Genomic DNA, 17,161 nt, shown 5'->3' on the forward strand with positions numbered 1-17,161 from the left:
TAAAGCAAGCAACAAGTTAAGGGTGAAATAGGATGTGTTAACAATAGGAGTTAAACTTTTTCAAGCTTGATATTGTTAACCAAGCTTTAATTGAGTGGGGCTATTTATTTACTGGCGTACAAGCTGTATTCGCTTAATGATAATTGTGCGTCTTTATCACGGTCATAACTGCCAAAACGTGACCATAAAGCAGGATCACTGGCAGCTTCAGGGTAAGTTAAAAAGCCATCTTGGTTGCGGTCAAGTTTTTCAAACTTTTCGGCAATATAACTGCTTGTTGCAAAACTCATACAGCTAAAAACAGTCAGTGTTAGTAAAATAATATTATGAAAAGGCTTCATATAAATGCTCAGTACAGGTTAGTGGTTAAGTAGTTTTTAAACTCAGTTAAAGAAATTCTGTTATCTTGATTTTCATCCCAATTTGAAAATGAGTTTAATAGCTGAGGCTGAGCAGCAAGCTCGCTATGGGTTAAATATCCATCATTATTTTTGTCCAAGTGGTCAAAGCGTTGCTTTACATCAAGTGCGAATGCACTTTGGCTGATAAAAAGTAAAGCACCAATAAAGGGAAGCAGTATTCTCATAGTTGGCGTTCCAAGGTGTATTTTAATTGCTGACAGTATTGAAAGAAAGCACTTGCCATAATTTAACTCCCAACATTAAATCCGTTTACACACTCCCTCAGGGATTATGGCAAGTGCTTTTAACTCTATACTAATAGATTAAACTTGAATCTAAACTTAAGGTTTAAAGTTTTGGAATTCTTTTTTAGAAATCATCTCGTTGTTATCTTTGTCTAAATCGGCAAACTGCTTAAGTAATTGTTTATCTTGCTTTGCCTCAACAAGCGATATTTGGTCATCCATATTTTTATCTAAATGCATAAAACGTACATTTAATGGCGATGCCAGTGCGGTGGCACTAATAGCTAAAAATAGGAGCGAAAAAGCACCAATTAGTTGTTTCATGAATGTACTCCTTTATTTTATAAACAGCTTAAATTCATTTAGAGATATGAGTCCGTTTTCATCGGTGTCTATCTGTGCAAAGTTCTCATGTAATAAAGCATCTTCACCTGCTTCAGCTTCACTTAATGTGCCATTACTGTCTTTGTCTAAACGATTAAATTCAGCATCTACATCAAGAGCGAATAAATGAGTACTGGTTAGGCACAGACCAATAAGTGCAGCGTTCTGTAAATTATTTCTGAACATTCCTTGGCTCTTTTAAAATTAATATTAATGTATCCATTACAAAAATGATGCCAATATTAATTTTTATTAATAATCAGCGGGTTATGTTTTTTTGTGGTGGTTGGTGCGTAATTTTTACAAGTAACTGTGTGTTTTATGCAACAATTTTGCAGTTATAAGCGTTTAAAATTTTTTAAATCAATTGCTTAACTTGTCGCTATTTTGAGACAGTAGGGGTTTTTATCCTTGATGGTTCAGCGAGTGTATAAGTTGAGCACTTAATAATAGAACGTTAAAAAATAGCAAAGGACTTTTGTATGCCCGCAGTCATGGCTGAAAAATATAAAGCATTGATAAATTGGCGCCCCAATTTAATTGGCCAATTTGTAATGAGCATGCTGTTGTCGCTGCTGCCCTTATCTATAGTAGTTATTGTGTTTTTAAATGTATTAAATAAGCAATTAGCGGTCACTCAGCAAATTGTGAGTAATAATTACCAAGTAACTAAGTCGTTTAATGTGCTTAAGCAAGAGCTTAATAGTTTAGAAAGGGCAACAAGACAAAACTGGGTATTAAAGAGCGACTCACTCGATAAGCTAATCGTAGATAAATGGCAATCATCATTGCAAAACATCAATGAGCTAAAACAGCTTTCAAATAACCAAGCAAATACACACCAATGGCAACGGCTAACGGATACTTTGCAAACGGCGCATACTCAACTTGTGGTTGAAGCGCGTCAACAAGCTGAATTATTTGTGCCAATCAGCGAAATACTAGCGGAGCTAACATTGTGGTTGCGTGAGGAAAATGAAGCCAAAATCACTCAAAACCAAATTAAGCTCACAAATTTACAAGCTTCCTTTATAAACTGGTTGGTTGCACTTACGCCTTTAACGCTACTTGTTGGTGGCGGGTTTTTGTGGCGCATAAGCGGGCGCTTAAAAAGCTTAACCTCAGTGATTGATAAATTAGGCCAAGGAGATTGGCAGCAAAAAATATCGGTGCAGGGATCAGCTGAACTCATAGAGTTAGGTAACAAGTTGCAGTGGGTGCAAGCGCAGCTGCATATGTTAGAACAACAAAAAGATACATTTTTACGCCACGTTACTCACGAATTAAAAACTCCTTTGGCTTCTATGGTTGAGGGCACTGAATTACTAGCCGATGAAATCGTTGGCCCCATCAATAACGAGCAAAAAGCGGTACTTGGGCTGATCAGTCAATCGATGGTGAGGCTACGTACTATGATAGACAGTTTATTGAGTTATAACGCCATTCGCACCAGTAAAGACAACGTCAGTGAAGTGGAATTTAATCAGCTAATAAAAAAGGTAAATAACCACTTTGAGCACCGCTTAAATGCGCGAGAACAATCGCTTATTTGGCACAATAGTTTACCTAATATTTCTCTTAGTTTGCCACGGGAGTTAATTGAAATGATTTTAATTCAGCTAATTTCCAATGGCTTAAAGTTTTCTCAGCCAAACCAAGTCGTTACTATTAGCTTGAGTCTAGAAAATAACGGCCTAAATATGCAGGTGGCAGATGAGGGCTGTGGCATTAAAGAGCATGAAAGAGAACATGTTTTTGGGGCGTTTTATCAAGGTAAACATACCAAAGAGATTAGCTTACAAGGCAGTGGTTTAGGCCTTACTATAGTCAAAGAGTCAGTTGAACAGTTACATGGACAACTAAAAATTGAGCATAATGAGCCGCAAGGCTGTCGATTTAACATTGTCATCCCCTATAAAAATAAAGGAGTTAAATAATATGTCTGCGCGTTTAATGGCTATTGTATGGCTAACCAGCAGTCTTGTTTTTTTATCTGGGTGTGAAATAACAAACACTCAAACACAGGATGAATCAGCATTAAATGTACCCTCTAAGCCAGATAAAAAAACGAATCAGCCAAACCCCAAACCTCGGCCAAAATCAGAGCCAATATATCCCTCTGCAGCGCAAGTTATTGCTTGGCATGCCAATCAGTGTGGTGGCTTTAAATTAACGCCTGACAATGAAACTTACTTAGGGGAACAAGCACTTAAGGCATTTTTTAATACCGCATGCGTCAACCTTAGTCGCGACCCTGATACTGTTATGAGTCAATTACTTAAGCTGGATCAGGCGTACTATTGGCCCGATGATATAAAGCACTATTTATGGCTGCAAAAACAGCACGTATTAATGCAAATAGATGCAAAAAAACAACAGCAAGCATTGAACGCCAAAATGCAAAAAACCTTGTCGTCATTAGCCGCAATTGAACAGCAACTTTTACTACGTGAAGAAACCAAGGAGCAGTAACTATGTCAGTCACACTTCCATCAAGTGCTAAAGTTTTACTCGTTGATGATGATGCCAGCTTGCTGCAATTACTGGCTATTCGAATTCAATCAAAGGGTTATGAAGTAACGACCTGTGATAGTGGTATGAACGCATTACAACTACTTAAAAACCAAGTGTTTGATGCGGTGATTACCGATTTAAGAATGGATGAAATGGACGGCATGGCGCTGCACCGACAATTGCAAAACCGCTACCCTGCGTTGCCTGTTATTATGATGACGGCTCATGGATCTATCCCTGATGCGGTAGAGGCCACCAAGCAAGGTATTTTTGCCTTTATCACAAAACCCGTTGATAAAGATGAGCTGTTTGACAGCCTAGCCAAAGCCATTGAGATACATGGGGTTAATAATGATGATATTACTCCGCAAAGTAATATTGTCACCCGCAGTGGCGCTATGCTGCATTTGCTGGAGCAAGTTAAACTATTAGGGCCTACACAAGTTAACGTGCTTATTTCTGGTGCCAGCGGTACCGGTAAAGAGTTGCTTGCGCAGGCGATTCATCAGCATAGCCATGTTAGTAATGGTCCATTTGTGGCAATAAACTGTGGGGCCGTGCCTGGTGAGCTATTAGAATCAGAGCTATTTGGTCATAAAAAAGGGGCATTTACAGGAGCTGTAAAAGATCACCAAGGCCTATTTCAGCAAGCGCAAGGCGGTACCTTATTTTTAGACGAAATTGGTGATATGCCTCTAAATTTGCAAGTTAAGTTATTGCGTGTGCTACAAGAAAAAACCATTCGCCCTGTGGGCTTTCAAGAAGAAATTCCTATTAATGTGCGAATTGTTTCTGCAACCCACAAAAACCTGCCTGAAGCGATTAGCAATCAACAGTTTAGAGAAGATTTATACTACAGGTTAAACGTCGTAAACTTAAAGTTGCCCCCGCTGTGTGAACGCCGTGAAGATATTAGCTTATTAGCCAACTTTTTTAGTGCCAACATCGCAAAGCGTATGGAGCAAAAAGAAAAGCGCTTTGCAAGCGATGCCATGCATGCCCTAGTAAGGTATGATTGGCCAGGAAATATACGTCAATTACAAAATGTAGTGGAGCAGGTGGTTGCGTTGACTCCTAGTGAGGTTATATCTGAACATTTAGTGCTTAGTGCCCTAAACAGTAATGAAAGCAACGTTGAGCCATTATCACTTAATGAAGCTAAAAAAGAATTTGAACGAGACTATGTAATTAATACCCTGAAAATGGCAGGGGGCAATGTGGCAGAAGGCGCCAAACTTGCCAAGCGTAATCGTTCTGATTTTTATAAGTTGATTAAAAAGCATGAGATTGACGTAGATAGTTTAATTTAATTTGGTTTTTAAAAGGAAGTGAGCATGCAGTTATTCATGGTGTATTTAGGTGGGCGTATTCAAGGTTGCCACATAGAAATGCACGACGTACGTTTTGTGGTAGGCCAAAATATTGAGCAAACCTATACCAAATTAAAAAGCCAATGGGTGGGTGATAAAAACAGTGTACACATGGATAGCTACATGGCGGTTAATCACATTGATGGTTATAAAATCGAGGTAGTTGATAGTTATGTAGAGCAAAATAAGCAACTTTATTTTGTTAACTTAGGTGCTTACAGAAGCGACTCATTAGCAGAGCAACACGACTTTGCTTTGTATGTTGCCAGTAGTAGTGAAGAAGCAAAACAACGCGCTAAAAATGACTTATTAGCAGGGCTGAGTCATCTTCATAAAGATGATTTATATGATGTTGATGACTGCTTTGCGATTGATTTACTCGATAGTCAGCTTAATATTAAGCTAACCCCAAGCGGCCAAGCACAACCAATTAAACCGGACTGGTTCGGTTATCATGTATTATAGTTGCTAAGCATTTGTTTGGATATTGTGTGAAAAAGTATGCGTTTATACTTTTGCTAGTTGGCTTAAGTGGTTGTAAATCACTGTCGGGTTTATCGCCCGTTGTTGATTTAAATAAACTGGTAAAGCAAGTAAAAAACGACCCGACCAATGTGGTTGCAATTCACAAGCAAGCACAAAAAACACACCGTTCTATTAAGGCACAGGTTGGTAGCGTAAAACAGCTTTTAGCCGCATTAGAAAGCGTTGTTGGGCGCAAGTGGGGTAAACAAAACACTCAGCAACCTAGTGCCAAAAAATACGTAAAATACAGTAATGATTACCAAGCGCGTGCCATTATTGATTTTGAGCAAGGCACTGTAAAAGTAGAAACCATCGCGTTAAAAAATACAATAAGCTTGTTACAGCAGGCCATTGTTATGACCTTACTGACCTCCAGCGACCCCGATAAAACCGATATTTTTACCAGCGAAGCACCAATTTTAGAAGGCGAGCCGTTTTTATACCAACAAGTGCTCGATCAAGATAAGTTACCCATAAAATATAGCTGGCGTGCTAATCGATTTGCGCGTTATTTAGTAAATAATAACTTAAAAAAGCAACGTCAATATGGGCACGTTATTTCGTCGGTTAGTTTTGATTTAGTCGAGCAAAATGCCCATTTAAGAAAGCAAAAGTACAGTGATTATGTGCTGGCGGCTGCAAAAAAATATCAAATATCGGCAGCACTTATTTATGCCATTATTGAAACCGAAAGTAGCTTTAATCCACATGCGGTGAGTTCATCCAATGCCTATGGATTAATGCAAGTGATCCCCGCTACCGCAGGGCGCGATGTATACCAAAAAATAAAAAAAGTACCTGGGCAACCAACCAAAGCAGTATTGTTTAATCCAAAACATAACATTGATATTGGCAGCGCCTATTTAAGTATTTTAAAAAATAACTACTTAAACAAAATTAGTACCGACAAAAGTAAGCACTTTGCCATGATCTCGTCTTATAACGGCGGGGCGGGTAATGTTCTGCGTATATTTAATAAAAATAGAAGTGTGGCGTTTTCACAAATAAATCAGCTTACTGCAAGCCAGTTTTATAATATTCTCACCACTAAGCACTCACGTGCAGAATCAAGACGCTATTTATACAAAGTCACTAAAGCAGAAAAAAACTATCAGTAACTTATTTACTCATCATTTTCTTGTTGTTCACTTTTGGCTGCCATTTTAAAGGCTACTATTACTAAGCCAAACATAGCAAATGGGATTGCAGCTAACAAATACTCAACCAAATGGCTGTCTTGAAAATTAGCCTGCAGCAAGAAATGCCCTGCAACACACATAATAATAACCACCAAAAGGATGGGCAGTAACATAAGTTCTTTTTTTGCTGAGTGGTTTTTCATTCGCTGTTTAGGTATTAAAAAATAATGCGCTATTGTAATGAGCTTAATAAAGCTTGGCAAACAACACAGATTTTTTAATGACTATTAGGTATGATTAACATCAAAGAAAAGCTTAAAAGTAGTGGTTGGGAATAAAGTGCAACAGAGTTTAAAGCAAGTTTACCTAGTGGGTGGAGCAGTGCGAGATAAACTGCTAAACATACAATCAAAAGATAATGACTATGTTGTTATTGGTGAAACGCCAGAGGTTATGGAAGCGCTTGGCTTTTTACCCATTGGCAGCGATTTTCCGGTTTACTTACACCCAAACACTAAAGAAGAATATGCACTAGGGCGCACTGAGCGTAAAAATGGTAAAGGCTATACCGGCTTTGTGGTGGATGCCAGCCCAAACGTAACCCTTGAAGAAGATTTAGCACGCCGAGATTTAACCATTAACTCTATGGCGCTAGACGAAAACGGCACTATTATTGATCCTTTTAATGGTCAAGATGATTTAAAAAATAAAATACTGCGCCACACCACCCAAGCATTTGTAGAAGATCCTGTTCGGGTATTACGTATTGCCCGCTTTTTAGCCCGTTATGGTAGTGACTGGTCTATTCATCCAAGTACTACTGCATTAATGCATGAGCTTAAAAATAAAGGCGAGTTGGAACATCTAGTACCAGAGCGAGTCTGGCTTGAAACAGAAAAAGCGCTTGGCGAAAAACACCCTGAACTTTATTTTCAAGCATTAGATGGGTTAGGTATTTTTCCTGAAATAGAGCAGATGAAAAACACCCCGCAGCCTGCAAATCATCACCCCGAGGGCGATGTGTTTGTCCATACCATGCTAGTGCTTAGACGAGCAGCCGATTTAGGCTTTAACCTAGAAACGCGTTTTGCTGCTTTAACCCATGACTTTGGTAAAGCGCTAAGCTATAAAAAACGCGGTAATTTACGCGGCCATGAACGTGAAGGGGTTGCTGTAGTTGAGGCCTTTTGTGAACGTTTAAAAGTACCTAATCGCTTTCGTGATATCGGCGTGCTCACCAGTGATAACCATACCCTTTGCCACACACTTGAACAATTAAGGCCGCAAACCATTCATAAATTAATCGTCACTAATTTAAATGCACTAGTGCACCCAGAGCGTTTTATTGCCTTTACTCAAGCGTGCCAGTGTGATGCACAAGGGCGAGGCGAAACACTGGTGGATAAGCCCTATCCACAAGCCGCTAAATTACGTGCTATTCACAATGAACTACAAAAAATGGATAAAAAGCAGATAGTGCAAGACGCGCTTAAAAGCGGCAAAAAGGGCCCCGAAATAGGCGAAACGGTCAAACAGGCAGAAATAGACTGCATTAAAGCGTTTTTAAACACTAACACTCCCAAGGTCACTTAAACTGATTGTAATATTGCATTAAGTCATTTTTAAACGTCCTTGCTATAACTAGGACGTTTCAGCCTTTTTTGCTCGTCACTTTTACCAAATAGCGATACAATTGAGTTTGCTTATCATTCTTAATAGTGAAAGCTGCATATCCATAATTGTATTTATCTTAAAAGGAGTTAATTTAATGACACCAGAACAAATTAACGCAAAATTAGCGATAAGCGAAGCTGAAAAAAAACGAGTTCTTGAAGATGAGTTTGAAAAACACTCATCTAAACCCTTTGATATTTTTAAGGGATTATTTGGCAGTTTTGCTTATATCGCATTTGTTTCATTGATGTTCCCAGACGTATTAGCTCAGCCTAGTTTTTATCTGTTGTTACTACTTATCTTAACTATAAAAGTTGAGGCGCAAGCAAAGGTGCAGCAAGCGCATAAGCGTATGGATACTTTGTATCGCTTGTTAAAAAAGAGGCATAGCTTCTAGGGAACCTTTAGTTATTAAGTGGCAAGCTCACAGTAAATACCACCCCATTACCTTGCTCATTATTGTGCGCCGTTACTGTACCTTTGTGGTAATCACACACCAGCCTGACAATATAAAGTCCTAAACCTAAATGCGGTTGTTGCTGCATTTGTTGGCTGCGCACCGATACCATAGAATCAAAAATATGTTCAGTAAGCCCCTCAGGCAATAAAGTACCTGTATTACTTACCGTTAATGTTGCTTTGTTTTCGCTTTGCTTAAGACTAACTTCAATCGCGGTGTTGGCTTCACTAAATTCCAAGGCATTATTTATTAGCTTATCGAGCAGTTGGGCTATAAATTCAGGGGCACCTTGCATTGGCAGTGTGCTTTGGCAAATGTTGAGTGTAAATAACTGGTTAGGGTAAGTTAGCTGGTAGCCTTGCATGCAGCCATTGATCACCTTTTGCAAATCAAACGGCTCTGGCTCATTACTTTGAATGCTTTGCTCAAGGCGGGTGGCTTCACTCATAGTGGTAATTATCTTCCCTAAGCGCTCAACCCCTTCACTGGCACGCTCAAGGTATTTTTGACTCAGTTCACTTTGCTGCAAGCTTTGTAAGTTTTCAAGAGATGAACGTACAACCGCAACCGGCGTGCGCAGCTCATGAGATAATCGCGACGACATATTTTCTAAATAATCGGTATAGCCACCAAGGCGGCTCACTATATTTGAAAAGCTACGCGACAGATCGCCAATTTCGTCATTGGCATCGCTGTAATTTATATGACCTGTTACTCGTCCTTGCGCATCAATGGCTTGCTCTGCGGTATCGCGTAGTTGCCTAATGCGGCTCGATATACGCGAAGCAAAAAAGAACAAAGTCACAGTACCAATCAGCATAACCGCTAAAATCACATTAAACAGTTTTTCCAGTGATTTATTACGCAGTGTACGCACGCCATTGGTGGTTTCTTCAGCTATAACTGCGCCAATCACCTTATCCTCAATCCAAATAGGATACGCAGCCGATAATATCACTGCTTTATTGTCGGGGGTGAGTCGCCACGACGATGCGGGTTGGCCTTTGAGTGCTTTGGCTAAATGAGTGCCTTGCATTGAGGCGACATCGTGTAGGGTGTCTATAAACTCATCTTCGGGACGGGTTAAAATTTTATAGTACAAAGGATGCAAATAGGTTTGTTCAAAGCGTTGCCATGCGGTTTTTGGCGCTTGATTTTTTAGTCCATCAGCCCATACGCCATCGGCATTTTGAATATTGCCCGATTGCGCTAAAACACGGTGATGATTATCGACCACCCAAATGCGACTGCCGCTGTGACCCATGCCTTTTAATATACGGTTTATTTCAGGGGAGGGCACCAGTACTGAGCCCAAATCATTTGGGTTATTTAAGTTGGATGTAGACATAATATTAAGTGTTTGGCTTGGCTGTTTACTATCAATATCGGCAATGGCAAACCCCAGTTTATTGCCAAGCATACTCAAAGGAAAGCGCAGCTCAAGGTTGTAGCCAGTTTCAGTTTGTTTAAAAAAGCCCTGAATTTTAGTAAAAGGCATTTTACTGTTGGCATCAAATGCGTTGACCCAGCCATCTTGGCGCGGAGCAATAATATAAGTATTAAATAGTCCATCAGGATTTTTTAGACCAATTTTTACATAGTCATTATTGGTAATGCTGAGGCTGTTTTTAGCACGGTAAATTACAGTGTCATCTGTGACTTTAAATACAGCATATAAGTAATTATCAAACTTACCTACCATATGGCTAAAAGATAAGTTGCTCAGTTGATGGTTATCATTGGCTGTTTGTAAGTAGCGTTTATCATAAAGCCAAAACAGCGATTGATAAGCGTCCCAGTCGTTGAGTTTGCCATCGAGCTGAATCGGGCTTTTTAAATTATAAGCATAGAGATCGCGACCTTTTACCACCTGATCTAAAAAGTTGGTTTGTTCGTCAAATAAAGCGGGGCGTTCGTGCAGGGCCGTGGCCAGTGCGCGAGTGGTGCCTACCAGCGTTTTTTCTTGGCCTTGGCGTAAAAACTTTTCCATTTCCCATACATATTCGTAGCCAAGCCATGGCAACAAAAACAAAAAGCACGAAAGTAGGATAAATTTACTGCGTAGGCCAAACCTCAGCATGTGGGTTGCTCCCACCTGTAGCCCATGCCATACACGGTATCTATACAGTCAAACTGGCTATCGAGTGCTATAAACTTTTTACGAATACGTTTTACATGCGAGGTAATGGTGCTGTCGTCTACATAAATTTTAGCATCACTCATTAAATCGTTACGGCTTTTAACGTGTCCTGGTCGCTGAGCGAGTGAATGCAGCATCCAAAATTCAGTTACGGTTAAATCAACTAACTGGTGTTGCCAAAGCACCTGCATACGTTGCATATCGAGCGTTAGTTGGCCGCGAGTTATTAATGCGTTAGCATCGGCGGGTTGCTCTAATGCTTCCATACGGCGAAATAGTGCGCCAATACGCGCAGCTAAATGGGCTAAGCTAATGTCTTTGGTTAAGTAGTCGTCGGCGCCCATGCGCAGGCCGCATACGGTGTCTATTTCGCTGTCGCGAGCGGTTAAAAAAATAATCGGTAAGGTTTTAGACAGTGAACGCAGTGTTTGGCACAGTAAAAAGCCACCATCTATTTCATGGCCTAAACCAATATCAACAATGGCTAAATCGGGAAGCGCTTCTTTAAAGGCCGCTTCTGCTTGAGGGCGGTTTTCATAACCACTCACCTGATAGCCTTGAGCGCTCAGCATTTCTATGTAGTTTTCGCGGATTGCGGTTTCATCTTCAATGATGGCTATTTTCTTCATTTTTATTAATTACTCATATTGACTTAGGCGCACTATAGCGAAGTTTTTGCGCTAAGTACGGTTAAAAACACAATTGCCATTTTTTTGCCACAATTGCTCAGCAGTTTGCCATTTTTGATCCCTTTTGTTGCCACTTCATGGTGTTTTAATACAACTATTGAAATTACAGATACAACGCAAGTGCCAACCAATAGCTTGCCAACCATTATTAATAGTAAGGAATAGACCATGAAGAAAACATTAATCGCACTCACACTCGTTAGTACTTTTTGCACTCCTGCTTTTGCCGCGGATACTCCATCGAAAGAAGCAAAAAAGGAAACCATAGTCGGCCTAAGCACAGGTGCCATTATTGGTGGCGTTGTTGGTGGGCCTATTGGCGCGTTTGTAGGTGCATTTGCTGGTGGCTTAATTGGCGATGCCAAGGTGGCTGAGCAAACTATTGCCGAGCAGCAACAAGCTTTAACAGTTATGGCAGAAAAAACCAACGACTACCAACATGTTCTTAATCATAACAGTCACTTAGAAGCGCAACTTGAGCTATTGGCTCAGCAGAATGAGCAATTAACGCAATCACAGCTTAATAATTTATTGGCGATGACAGTGCAATTTAAAACAGGCTCTAGCGATATTGCTCCTCATTTTGCTAAGCAGCTTGATCAATTAGTTGCGTTATTAAAAAGCCAGCCACAACTCGCACTTGATTTAAGTGGCTTTGCCGATCAGCGTGGTGAAGAGCAAGCAAACTTATTACTTTCAAAAGCCAGAGTAAACGCCGTAAAAAGTTACTTAATTAAACAAGGTGTAAGCCATACACGTTTAAGCGCACAAGCATTTGGCGAGCAGCAAAGCATAGCAAGCAGTAACACCCTTGAAGATAACTTTTTTGACAGACGCGTTACTCTCACTACCCGTGCGCTAAATCAGTCAAGTAATCAAACAGCAAGCAATTAACAGCGTGCGTTCGAGGGAGTGATTTATGTTGAGTAAACCCACCAAAGTGCTTACCAAGGTAAGCCTTTTTATTATTATCGTGCTTTTGGCCAGCTTTAAAAGCCATGCACAGTCGCCAAAACTATCCTTGTTTGATAGCCAAGGAGTGGCGGTTAATCCTGGGGTTATTTTAAAAAGTGATGCAAAAATGACCCTAACAGGACTAATTAATCATGTTGTAGTAACGCAGCACTACATAAATGAAAATCCTTTTGCAGTAAATGCACGTTATATATTTCCTTTACCCGATGAAAGCGCCGTGCAAGCAATGACCATGCGTATTGGTGAGCGAGTGATTAACGGTAAAATAGCAAAAAAACGCCAAGCTGAAAAACAGTACCAAGCTGCCAAAAAAGCAGGCAAACAAGCTTCATTGTTGCGACAGCAACGTGCAAATATGTTTATAACAAATGTGGCAAATGTAGGGCCAGGAGAAGAAATAGTTATAACGCTTGAGTATCAAGAGATTATTGATTACCAACACGGAACCTTTGCGATTCATTTTCCAACCACAATTACGCCACGCTATCATGCAATAACAGGGGAAGTTAACGATGATCAAGATAAACATGCGATAAAAAGCGCTAATGCACCTTTGTTCACTCCACAGGGGTGGTTAAGCCCTGTTTATACAAAACAAACCAATGAGGCGGAAAATGCCAGCGATTTAAGCTTAACAATTAACATGGATATAGGCTTAGAATTGGTTGATATAAATGCTAAGTACCATCAAATTAATGTTGAAAACCCTGCATTTGGGCAATACAGCATTGCGCTAAAACCACAGCAAGCCATAAATAGAGACTTTGTACTTGAGTTTAAGCCACTTCAAATAGCGCAAGCGCAAGCTGCACTTTTTACTCAGCAAGCACAAAATGGTGAGCAGTATGCGTTAGCAATGTTAATGCCGCCAAGCGATAGTTTTACTCAATCTCAGCGTTTACCGCGTGAAATGGTGTTTGTTGTTGATACTTCGGGATCTATGCATGGGCAGTCTATTGAACAAGCAAAAAAAGCGCTGTTTTACGCATTATCATTATTAGATAGTGATGATAGCTTCAATATTGTCAGTTTTAATAATGAGGTTGCAGCCATGAGTGAGACCCCATTAATTGCCAGTGACTTTAATTTACGTCGCGCAGAGCGTTTTATTTATAATTTACAAGCCGATGGCGGAACTGAAATAAAAGGCGCACTTGATGCAGTACTCGATGGTACACAGTTTGAAGGGTTTGTACGCCAAGTGGTATTTTTAACCGATGGTAGCGTAAGTAACGAAGATCAGTTATTTAAACATATTGCGCATGCTTTAGGTGATAGCCGTTTATTTACCGTGGGCATTGGTAGCGCGCCTAACCGTTATTTTATGCGTCGTGCCGCTGATATAGGCAAGGGAACTTACACCTTTATAAGCAGTGCTCATGATGTGCAGCCGAAAATGCAGCAGTTGTTTGATAAACTTGCTCACCCGGCGATGACTAATTTAGCGTTAACAAATAAAAATGAAGAGAGTTTAGATTTTTGGCCCTCACCTTTGCCTGACCTATATTTTGCTGAGCCTATTATGGTGGCTATTAAATTAGACACTACCGATGCAATTACTTTTACGGGGCAAACGGCGCATGGGGAGTTTAAGGTTAAGCTTAATCCGCAAGCAAGCTCAAAAGCCACAGGAATTGATAAGCTTTGGGCACGTCAAAAAATAAAGTCATTATTGCTATACAACCAACAAAGTGAAGTAAAACAGCAAGTGCAGCAACTTGCGCTTGAGCATCAGTTACTTAGCCCATTTACTGCGTTTATTGCCATAGAAGAGACGACCATAAAAGAAGTTGCTAAACAAACTACACAAGTGGCTAATTCAATGCCGCAAGGAATGAGTATGCGCTTGCCGCAAACTGATGGGCAAAGCAAAATGCATATTGTGTTTGGGGCTTTAATGCTACTAGGTGGCCTGTTGTTAGTAAGGCGCTGCAAATGAAAAAGTGGCTAAGCATAGGTTTACTTGCCTTAGGTTTGAGCTTGTTTGGCCATGGTGTATACATGCAGGCAAAGGCGTGGCTTGCACAAGTGTTAATAGAGCAAGCATGGCAAACGACCCTTAAATCGCCCAATAAAAAAATTAAGCCGTGGTTTTATGCTGATAGTTACCCAGTGGCACAAATTATATGGCCAAAGCATAATAAACGACTAACCGTGCTCGATGGCGCAAGTGGTAGAAACTTAGCGTTTGCGCCGAGCCACTTTTTACCTGCTGGGGAGTTAGGTGGGGCTGATTTTGGTAACTCGCAAGGAGCACTTATTGCTGGCCACAACGATACCCACTTTGCGTTTTTAAAAAACGCTAAAGTGGGGGAGCAATTTTCTCTACAACTTAAAAATGGCCAAGTGCAGCATTATTCAGTAACACACGTTGAGGTAATTAATCAGTACAACACCGATTTTTTGCAGCAATCAGGGTTGTATTTATTAACCTGTTACCCTTTTGATTCACTGGCCTCGGGGACCGATTTAAGATGGTTAGTGTCGGCTGAAATATCCTCACCCGAAGTTGAGTTAGGAATATCGACCACCAGCTCTTGATGGCGTTGACTAATCATTACGCCTATAAACACCACAAATATGCTGATCCACTGGCCAAGAGTTAGTACCTCGTTGAGGATAATGGCTGACAAAATTAAAGTGAAAATAGGGATTAAATTAGAGTAAGCCGCGGCGGTTAATACCGACACTTTACTAATTGCATAGTTGTACATGCCGTACCCACCCAAAGTAACACAAGAGCCTAAGTACAATATGCTCATTAGTGCGGTTAAATCGTGTTGGTTTTCACTGGGTAGGTCAATAAATAATAAAAACGGAGCAAAAAACAAACTACCACTCACGCCTTGCAGAGCAATTAATGTGAGCGGGGAGTAGCGGTTAGCTAAATGTTTTATACACACGGTATAAAATGCCGCGCACACCATGGCCATTAATTCTAAAAAATTTCCCAGTAATGGGTTTGGGGCTTGGCTTGAACTCGGTGAGAGCAAGGTCAGTAAAATACTGCCGCCAATACACAGCGTAAAGCCCACCACAATAGCTTTACTAATATGCTCTTTGAGCATGAAAAATGCTAAAAGTGCCACAATAATGGGTAAACAAGAAACAATCACCCCCGCTTGAGAGGCTGAGGTATATTCCATTGCGTGGCCTTCAAATAAAAAGTATAAGCAAGGCTCTGCCAGCGACATGCCTAATAAGTACTTCCAATCGCCTTTTAAATATTCAAAGCGAATTACGTAGCGCCATAAACATAACGAAATCAGTAAAGTGGTGAGCATACGTAAAAATATCACCAAGGCTGGGTCATAAATCGCAATCGCGTATTTAAGTGCAATAAAGGAGCTACCCCACAAAAAGGTGGCAATAATTAAACATAAACTGGCAGGCATAAGGCGTAATTTAAAAGGTTGAATATAGTGCGATCCTAGCACGCAGAGGGGGTGATTGAATATTTTTTACTTGTTCAAAAATACCGAACTGGTATAAATAAATGCATCATTTATTGCGCAAAGTAAAAAACATGCAAAGGGATCAGGTCGTAGTTGTAAAGCTAGGTACAAGTGTACTCACTGGCGGTACCGATAAGTTAGACAAAGCACACATGGTGGAACTTGTTCGCCAATGCTGTGAGCTAAAAAAGCAAGGTCATCACGTTATTTTAGTATCAAGCGGTGCGGTTGCTGCAGGTCGCGAACAGCTATTAAAACCCTGTGGGCGCACATTGATAGATAAACAAATGTTGGCCGCCATTGGACAGGGGCAACTCATTCATATTTGGCAAAGTTTATTTGCGTTGTATGGCGTTAACGTGGGGCAAATGCTACTAACGCGCGCAGATGTTGACGACAGAGAGCGCTATTTAAATGCCCGCGATACCCTCAATGCCTTATTAAATTACGATGTAGTGCCGATCATCAATGAAAACGACGCGGTTGCGACCAGTGAAATAAAAGTAGGTGATAACGATAACTTATCGGCATTGGTGGCTATTTTAGCCAATGCCGACAAATTACTGCTACTGACCGACCAACAAGGGTTATTTACCAGCGATCCGCGCACCGACATTAACGCCACCTTGATTGACGAAGTTATCCATATTAATGATGAGTTACGCCAACTTGCGGGTGGCAGTGGTACAAACCTAGGCACAGGAGGTATGGCAACCAAGCTACAGGCCGCAGATATTGCCAGAAGAGCTGGGGTTGAGGTGATTATTGCCAAAGGCGCTGATGAAAATGTGATTTTAAAATGCATGAGCGAGCAACTGCCAGGCACCCGTTTTTTAAAACTTACCGCGCCTAAAGATGGCCGAAAAAAATGGTTATTGGCAGGGCCTAAAAGTAGTGGCCAAATTTTAATTGATGCCGGTGCGGTGCATGCCTTGCAATCTAAGGGCGCCAGTTTACTTGCTAAAGGCATTACGCGCGCCATTGGTGAATTTGAACGTGGAGATTTAATTAACTTAATTGATGTAAACCAGCAAATTATTGCACGCGGGTTAACGCGCTTTAGCCATCTTGAAATCGATAAAATAAAAGGCGCACATTCTAATCAAATCAGCCAATTACTTGATTACGATAGCGGTGTGGAAGTACTACACAGAGATGATATGGTGGTGTTGTAATTAAGCACTTTTTTA

The 17,161-nt window shown here is 40.6% G+C and carries 19 protein-coding genes; 11 read left to right on the forward strand and 8 right to left on the reverse strand.

The window, feature by feature from the left end; genetic code table 11:
• Positions 1–104 precede the first annotated feature (104 nt).
• The 4 genes from BG00_RS07020 to BG00_RS07035 form a co-directional block, all read right to left on the reverse strand.
• Positions 105–341 (reverse strand): calcium-binding protein, encoded by a 237-nt coding sequence (locus BG00_RS07020; protein WP_036981474.1) that lies wholly within the window; start codon positions 339–341, stop codon positions 105–107.
• Between the two features lie 8 nt (positions 342–349).
• On the reverse strand, positions 350–586 hold the full coding sequence (locus BG00_RS07025) for an EF-hand domain-containing protein (protein ID WP_010387655.1): 237 nt from the start codon (positions 584–586) through the stop codon (positions 350–352).
• Positions 587–742: 156 nt separating this feature from the next.
• Entirely contained in the window at positions 743–970 is a 228-nt protein-coding gene (locus BG00_RS07030; RefSeq protein ID WP_024602367.1) for a hypothetical protein, read from the reverse strand.
• Between the two features lie 12 nt (positions 971–982).
• Complete coding sequence (locus BG00_RS07035) at positions 983–1,216, reverse strand: EF-hand domain-containing protein (protein ID WP_036981479.1); 234 nt, start codon at positions 1,214–1,216, stop codon at positions 983–985.
• A gap of 296 nt (positions 1,217–1,512) precedes the next feature.
• Here BG00_RS07035 and BG00_RS07040 point away from each other — a divergent pair, with 296 nt between their 5' ends.
• The 5 genes from BG00_RS07040 to BG00_RS07060 are packed head-to-tail and all read left to right on the forward strand — an operon-like array spanning position 1,513 to position 6,557.
• Positions 1,513–2,967: a HAMP domain-containing sensor histidine kinase gene (locus BG00_RS07040; RefSeq protein WP_036981480.1), complete on the forward strand. Its 1,455-nt coding sequence runs from the start codon at positions 1,513–1,515 to the stop codon at positions 2,965–2,967.
• 1 nt (position 2,968) lies between these two features.
• Complete coding sequence (locus BG00_RS07045) at positions 2,969–3,502, forward strand: hypothetical protein (RefSeq protein ID WP_036981482.1); 534 nt, start codon at positions 2,969–2,971, stop codon at positions 3,500–3,502.
• A 2-nt stretch (positions 3,503–3,504) separates the two neighbouring features.
• Positions 3,505–4,854 (forward strand): sigma 54-interacting transcriptional regulator, encoded by a 1,350-nt coding sequence (locus BG00_RS07050; protein ID WP_036981485.1) that lies wholly within the window; start codon positions 3,505–3,507, stop codon positions 4,852–4,854.
• A gap of 24 nt (positions 4,855–4,878) precedes the next feature.
• On the forward strand, positions 4,879–5,379 hold the full coding sequence (locus tag BG00_RS07055; RefSeq protein ID WP_036981486.1) for a DUF1543 domain-containing protein: 501 nt from the start codon (positions 4,879–4,881) through the stop codon (positions 5,377–5,379).
• A gap of 26 nt (positions 5,380–5,405) precedes the next feature.
• Entirely contained in the window at positions 5,406–6,557 is a 1,152-nt protein-coding gene (locus BG00_RS07060; RefSeq protein ID WP_036981488.1) for a murein transglycosylase domain-containing protein, read from the forward strand.
• Positions 6,558–6,562: 5 nt separating this feature from the next.
• Here the strand turns inward: BG00_RS07060 and BG00_RS07065 are convergent, their stop codons facing one another.
• Positions 6,563–6,781 carry a hypothetical protein gene (locus BG00_RS07065; RefSeq protein WP_036981490.1) on the reverse strand — a complete coding sequence of 73 codons (219 nt, stop codon included), beginning with the start codon at positions 6,779–6,781 and terminating at the stop codon, positions 6,563–6,565.
• Positions 6,782–6,917: 136 nt separating this feature from the next.
• Between BG00_RS07065 and BG00_RS07070 the strand changes: the two genes are divergently transcribed.
• Complete coding sequence (locus BG00_RS07070) at positions 6,918–8,171, forward strand: multifunctional CCA addition/repair protein (protein WP_036983387.1); 1,254 nt, start codon at positions 6,918–6,920, stop codon at positions 8,169–8,171.
• A gap of 175 nt (positions 8,172–8,346) precedes the next feature.
• Entirely contained in the window at positions 8,347–8,649 is a 303-nt protein-coding gene (locus BG00_RS07075; protein ID WP_036981492.1) for a hypothetical protein, read from the forward strand.
• 7 nt (positions 8,650–8,656) lie between these two features.
• Here BG00_RS07075 and pdsS read toward each other — a convergent pair whose 3' ends face one another.
• Positions 8,657–10,792 (reverse strand): proteobacterial dedicated sortase system histidine kinase, encoded by a 2,136-nt coding sequence (pdsS, locus tag BG00_RS07080; RefSeq protein WP_036981494.1) that lies wholly within the window; start codon positions 10,790–10,792, stop codon positions 8,657–8,659.
• Positions 10,786–11,481 carry a proteobacterial dedicated sortase system response regulator gene (gene pdsR, locus BG00_RS07085; protein ID WP_036981496.1) on the reverse strand — a complete coding sequence of 232 codons (696 nt, stop codon included), beginning with the start codon at positions 11,479–11,481 and terminating at the stop codon, positions 10,786–10,788. The genes pdsS and pdsR overlap by 7 nt, the downstream gene beginning before the upstream one ends.
• A gap of 228 nt (positions 11,482–11,709) precedes the next feature.
• On the opposite strand from pdsR, the gene pdsO reads away from it, so the two are divergent.
• Genes pdsO through BG00_RS07100 form a run of 3 tightly spaced genes read left to right on the forward strand, consistent with a single transcriptional unit; the run spans position 11,710 to position 15,057 of the window.
• Entirely contained in the window at positions 11,710–12,435 is a 726-nt protein-coding gene (gene pdsO / locus BG00_RS07090; protein WP_036981499.1) for a sortase-associated OmpA-like protein PdsO, read from the forward strand.
• A 25-nt stretch (positions 12,436–12,460) separates the two neighbouring features.
• Positions 12,461–14,455: a marine proteobacterial sortase target protein gene (locus BG00_RS07095; RefSeq protein ID WP_036981501.1), complete on the forward strand. Its 1,995-nt coding sequence runs from the start codon at positions 12,461–12,463 to the stop codon at positions 14,453–14,455.
• Complete coding sequence (locus tag BG00_RS07100) at positions 14,452–15,057, forward strand: class GN sortase (protein WP_036981504.1); 606 nt, start codon at positions 14,452–14,454, stop codon at positions 15,055–15,057. The genes BG00_RS07095 and BG00_RS07100 overlap by 4 nt, the downstream gene beginning before the upstream one ends.
• Here the strand turns inward: BG00_RS07100 and BG00_RS07105 are convergent.
• Positions 14,952–15,911: a DMT family transporter gene (locus BG00_RS07105; protein ID WP_036981507.1), complete on the reverse strand. Its 960-nt coding sequence runs from the start codon at positions 15,909–15,911 to the stop codon at positions 14,952–14,954. The genes BG00_RS07100 and BG00_RS07105 overlap by 106 nt on opposite strands.
• Before the next feature lie 131 nt (positions 15,912–16,042).
• On the opposite strand from BG00_RS07105, the gene proB reads away from it, so the two are divergent.
• Positions 16,043–17,146 carry a glutamate 5-kinase gene (proB, locus tag BG00_RS07110; RefSeq protein ID WP_036983389.1) on the forward strand — a complete coding sequence of 368 codons (1,104 nt, stop codon included), beginning with the start codon at positions 16,043–16,045 and terminating at the stop codon, positions 17,144–17,146.
• Positions 17,147–17,161 lie beyond the last annotated feature (15 nt).

Origin of the sequence: Pseudoalteromonas sp. SCSIO_11900, from assembly GCF_000576475.1 — a bacterium.
Classification (GTDB): Bacteria; Pseudomonadota; Gammaproteobacteria; order Enterobacterales; family Alteromonadaceae; genus Pseudoalteromonas; species Pseudoalteromonas tetraodonis.

What these genes read in the sequence shown, in the direction of transcription:
- BG00_RS07040 (WP_036981480.1), top strand. Translation starts at nt 1,513, where the DNA reads ATGCCCGCAGTCATGGCTGAAAAATATAAAGCATTGATAAATTGGCGC.
- BG00_RS07065 (WP_036981490.1), bottom strand. Translation starts at nt 6,781, where the DNA reads ATGAAAAACCACTCAGCAAAAAAAGAACTTATGTTACTGCCCATCCTT.
- proB (WP_036983389.1), top strand. Translation starts at nt 16,043, where the DNA reads ATGCAAAGGGATCAGGTCGTAGTTGTAAAGCTAGGTACAAGTGTACTC.
- pdsO (WP_036981499.1), top strand. Translation starts at nt 11,710, where the DNA reads ATGAAGAAAACATTAATCGCACTCACACTCGTTAGTACTTTTTGCACT.
- BG00_RS07075 (WP_036981492.1), top strand. Translation starts at nt 8,347, where the DNA reads ATGACACCAGAACAAATTAACGCAAAATTAGCGATAAGCGAAGCTGAA.
- BG00_RS07100 (WP_036981504.1), top strand. Translation starts at nt 14,452, where the DNA reads ATGAAAAAGTGGCTAAGCATAGGTTTACTTGCCTTAGGTTTGAGCTTG.
- BG00_RS07105 (WP_036981507.1), bottom strand. Translation starts at nt 15,911, where the DNA reads ATGCCTGCCAGTTTATGTTTAATTATTGCCACCTTTTTGTGGGGTAGC.
- BG00_RS07050 (WP_036981485.1), top strand. Translation starts at nt 3,505, where the DNA reads ATGTCAGTCACACTTCCATCAAGTGCTAAAGTTTTACTCGTTGATGAT.
- BG00_RS07095 (WP_036981501.1), top strand. Translation starts at nt 12,461, where the DNA reads ATGTTGAGTAAACCCACCAAAGTGCTTACCAAGGTAAGCCTTTTTATT.
- BG00_RS07020 (WP_036981474.1), bottom strand. Translation starts at nt 341, where the DNA reads ATGAAGCCTTTTCATAATATTATTTTACTAACACTGACTGTTTTTAGC.
- BG00_RS07055 (WP_036981486.1), top strand. Translation starts at nt 4,879, where the DNA reads ATGCAGTTATTCATGGTGTATTTAGGTGGGCGTATTCAAGGTTGCCAC.
- pdsR (WP_036981496.1), bottom strand. Translation starts at nt 11,481, where the DNA reads ATGAAGAAAATAGCCATCATTGAAGATGAAACCGCAATCCGCGAAAAC.
- BG00_RS07035 (WP_036981479.1), bottom strand. Translation starts at nt 1,216, where the DNA reads ATGTTCAGAAATAATTTACAGAACGCTGCACTTATTGGTCTGTGCCTA.
- BG00_RS07025 (WP_010387655.1), bottom strand. Translation starts at nt 586, where the DNA reads ATGAGAATACTGCTTCCCTTTATTGGTGCTTTACTTTTTATCAGCCAA.
- BG00_RS07030 (WP_024602367.1), bottom strand. Translation starts at nt 970, where the DNA reads ATGAAACAACTAATTGGTGCTTTTTCGCTCCTATTTTTAGCTATTAGT.
- pdsS (WP_036981494.1), bottom strand. Translation starts at nt 10,792, where the DNA reads ATGCTGAGGTTTGGCCTACGCAGTAAATTTATCCTACTTTCGTGCTTT.
- BG00_RS07045 (WP_036981482.1), top strand. Translation starts at nt 2,969, where the DNA reads ATGTCTGCGCGTTTAATGGCTATTGTATGGCTAACCAGCAGTCTTGTT.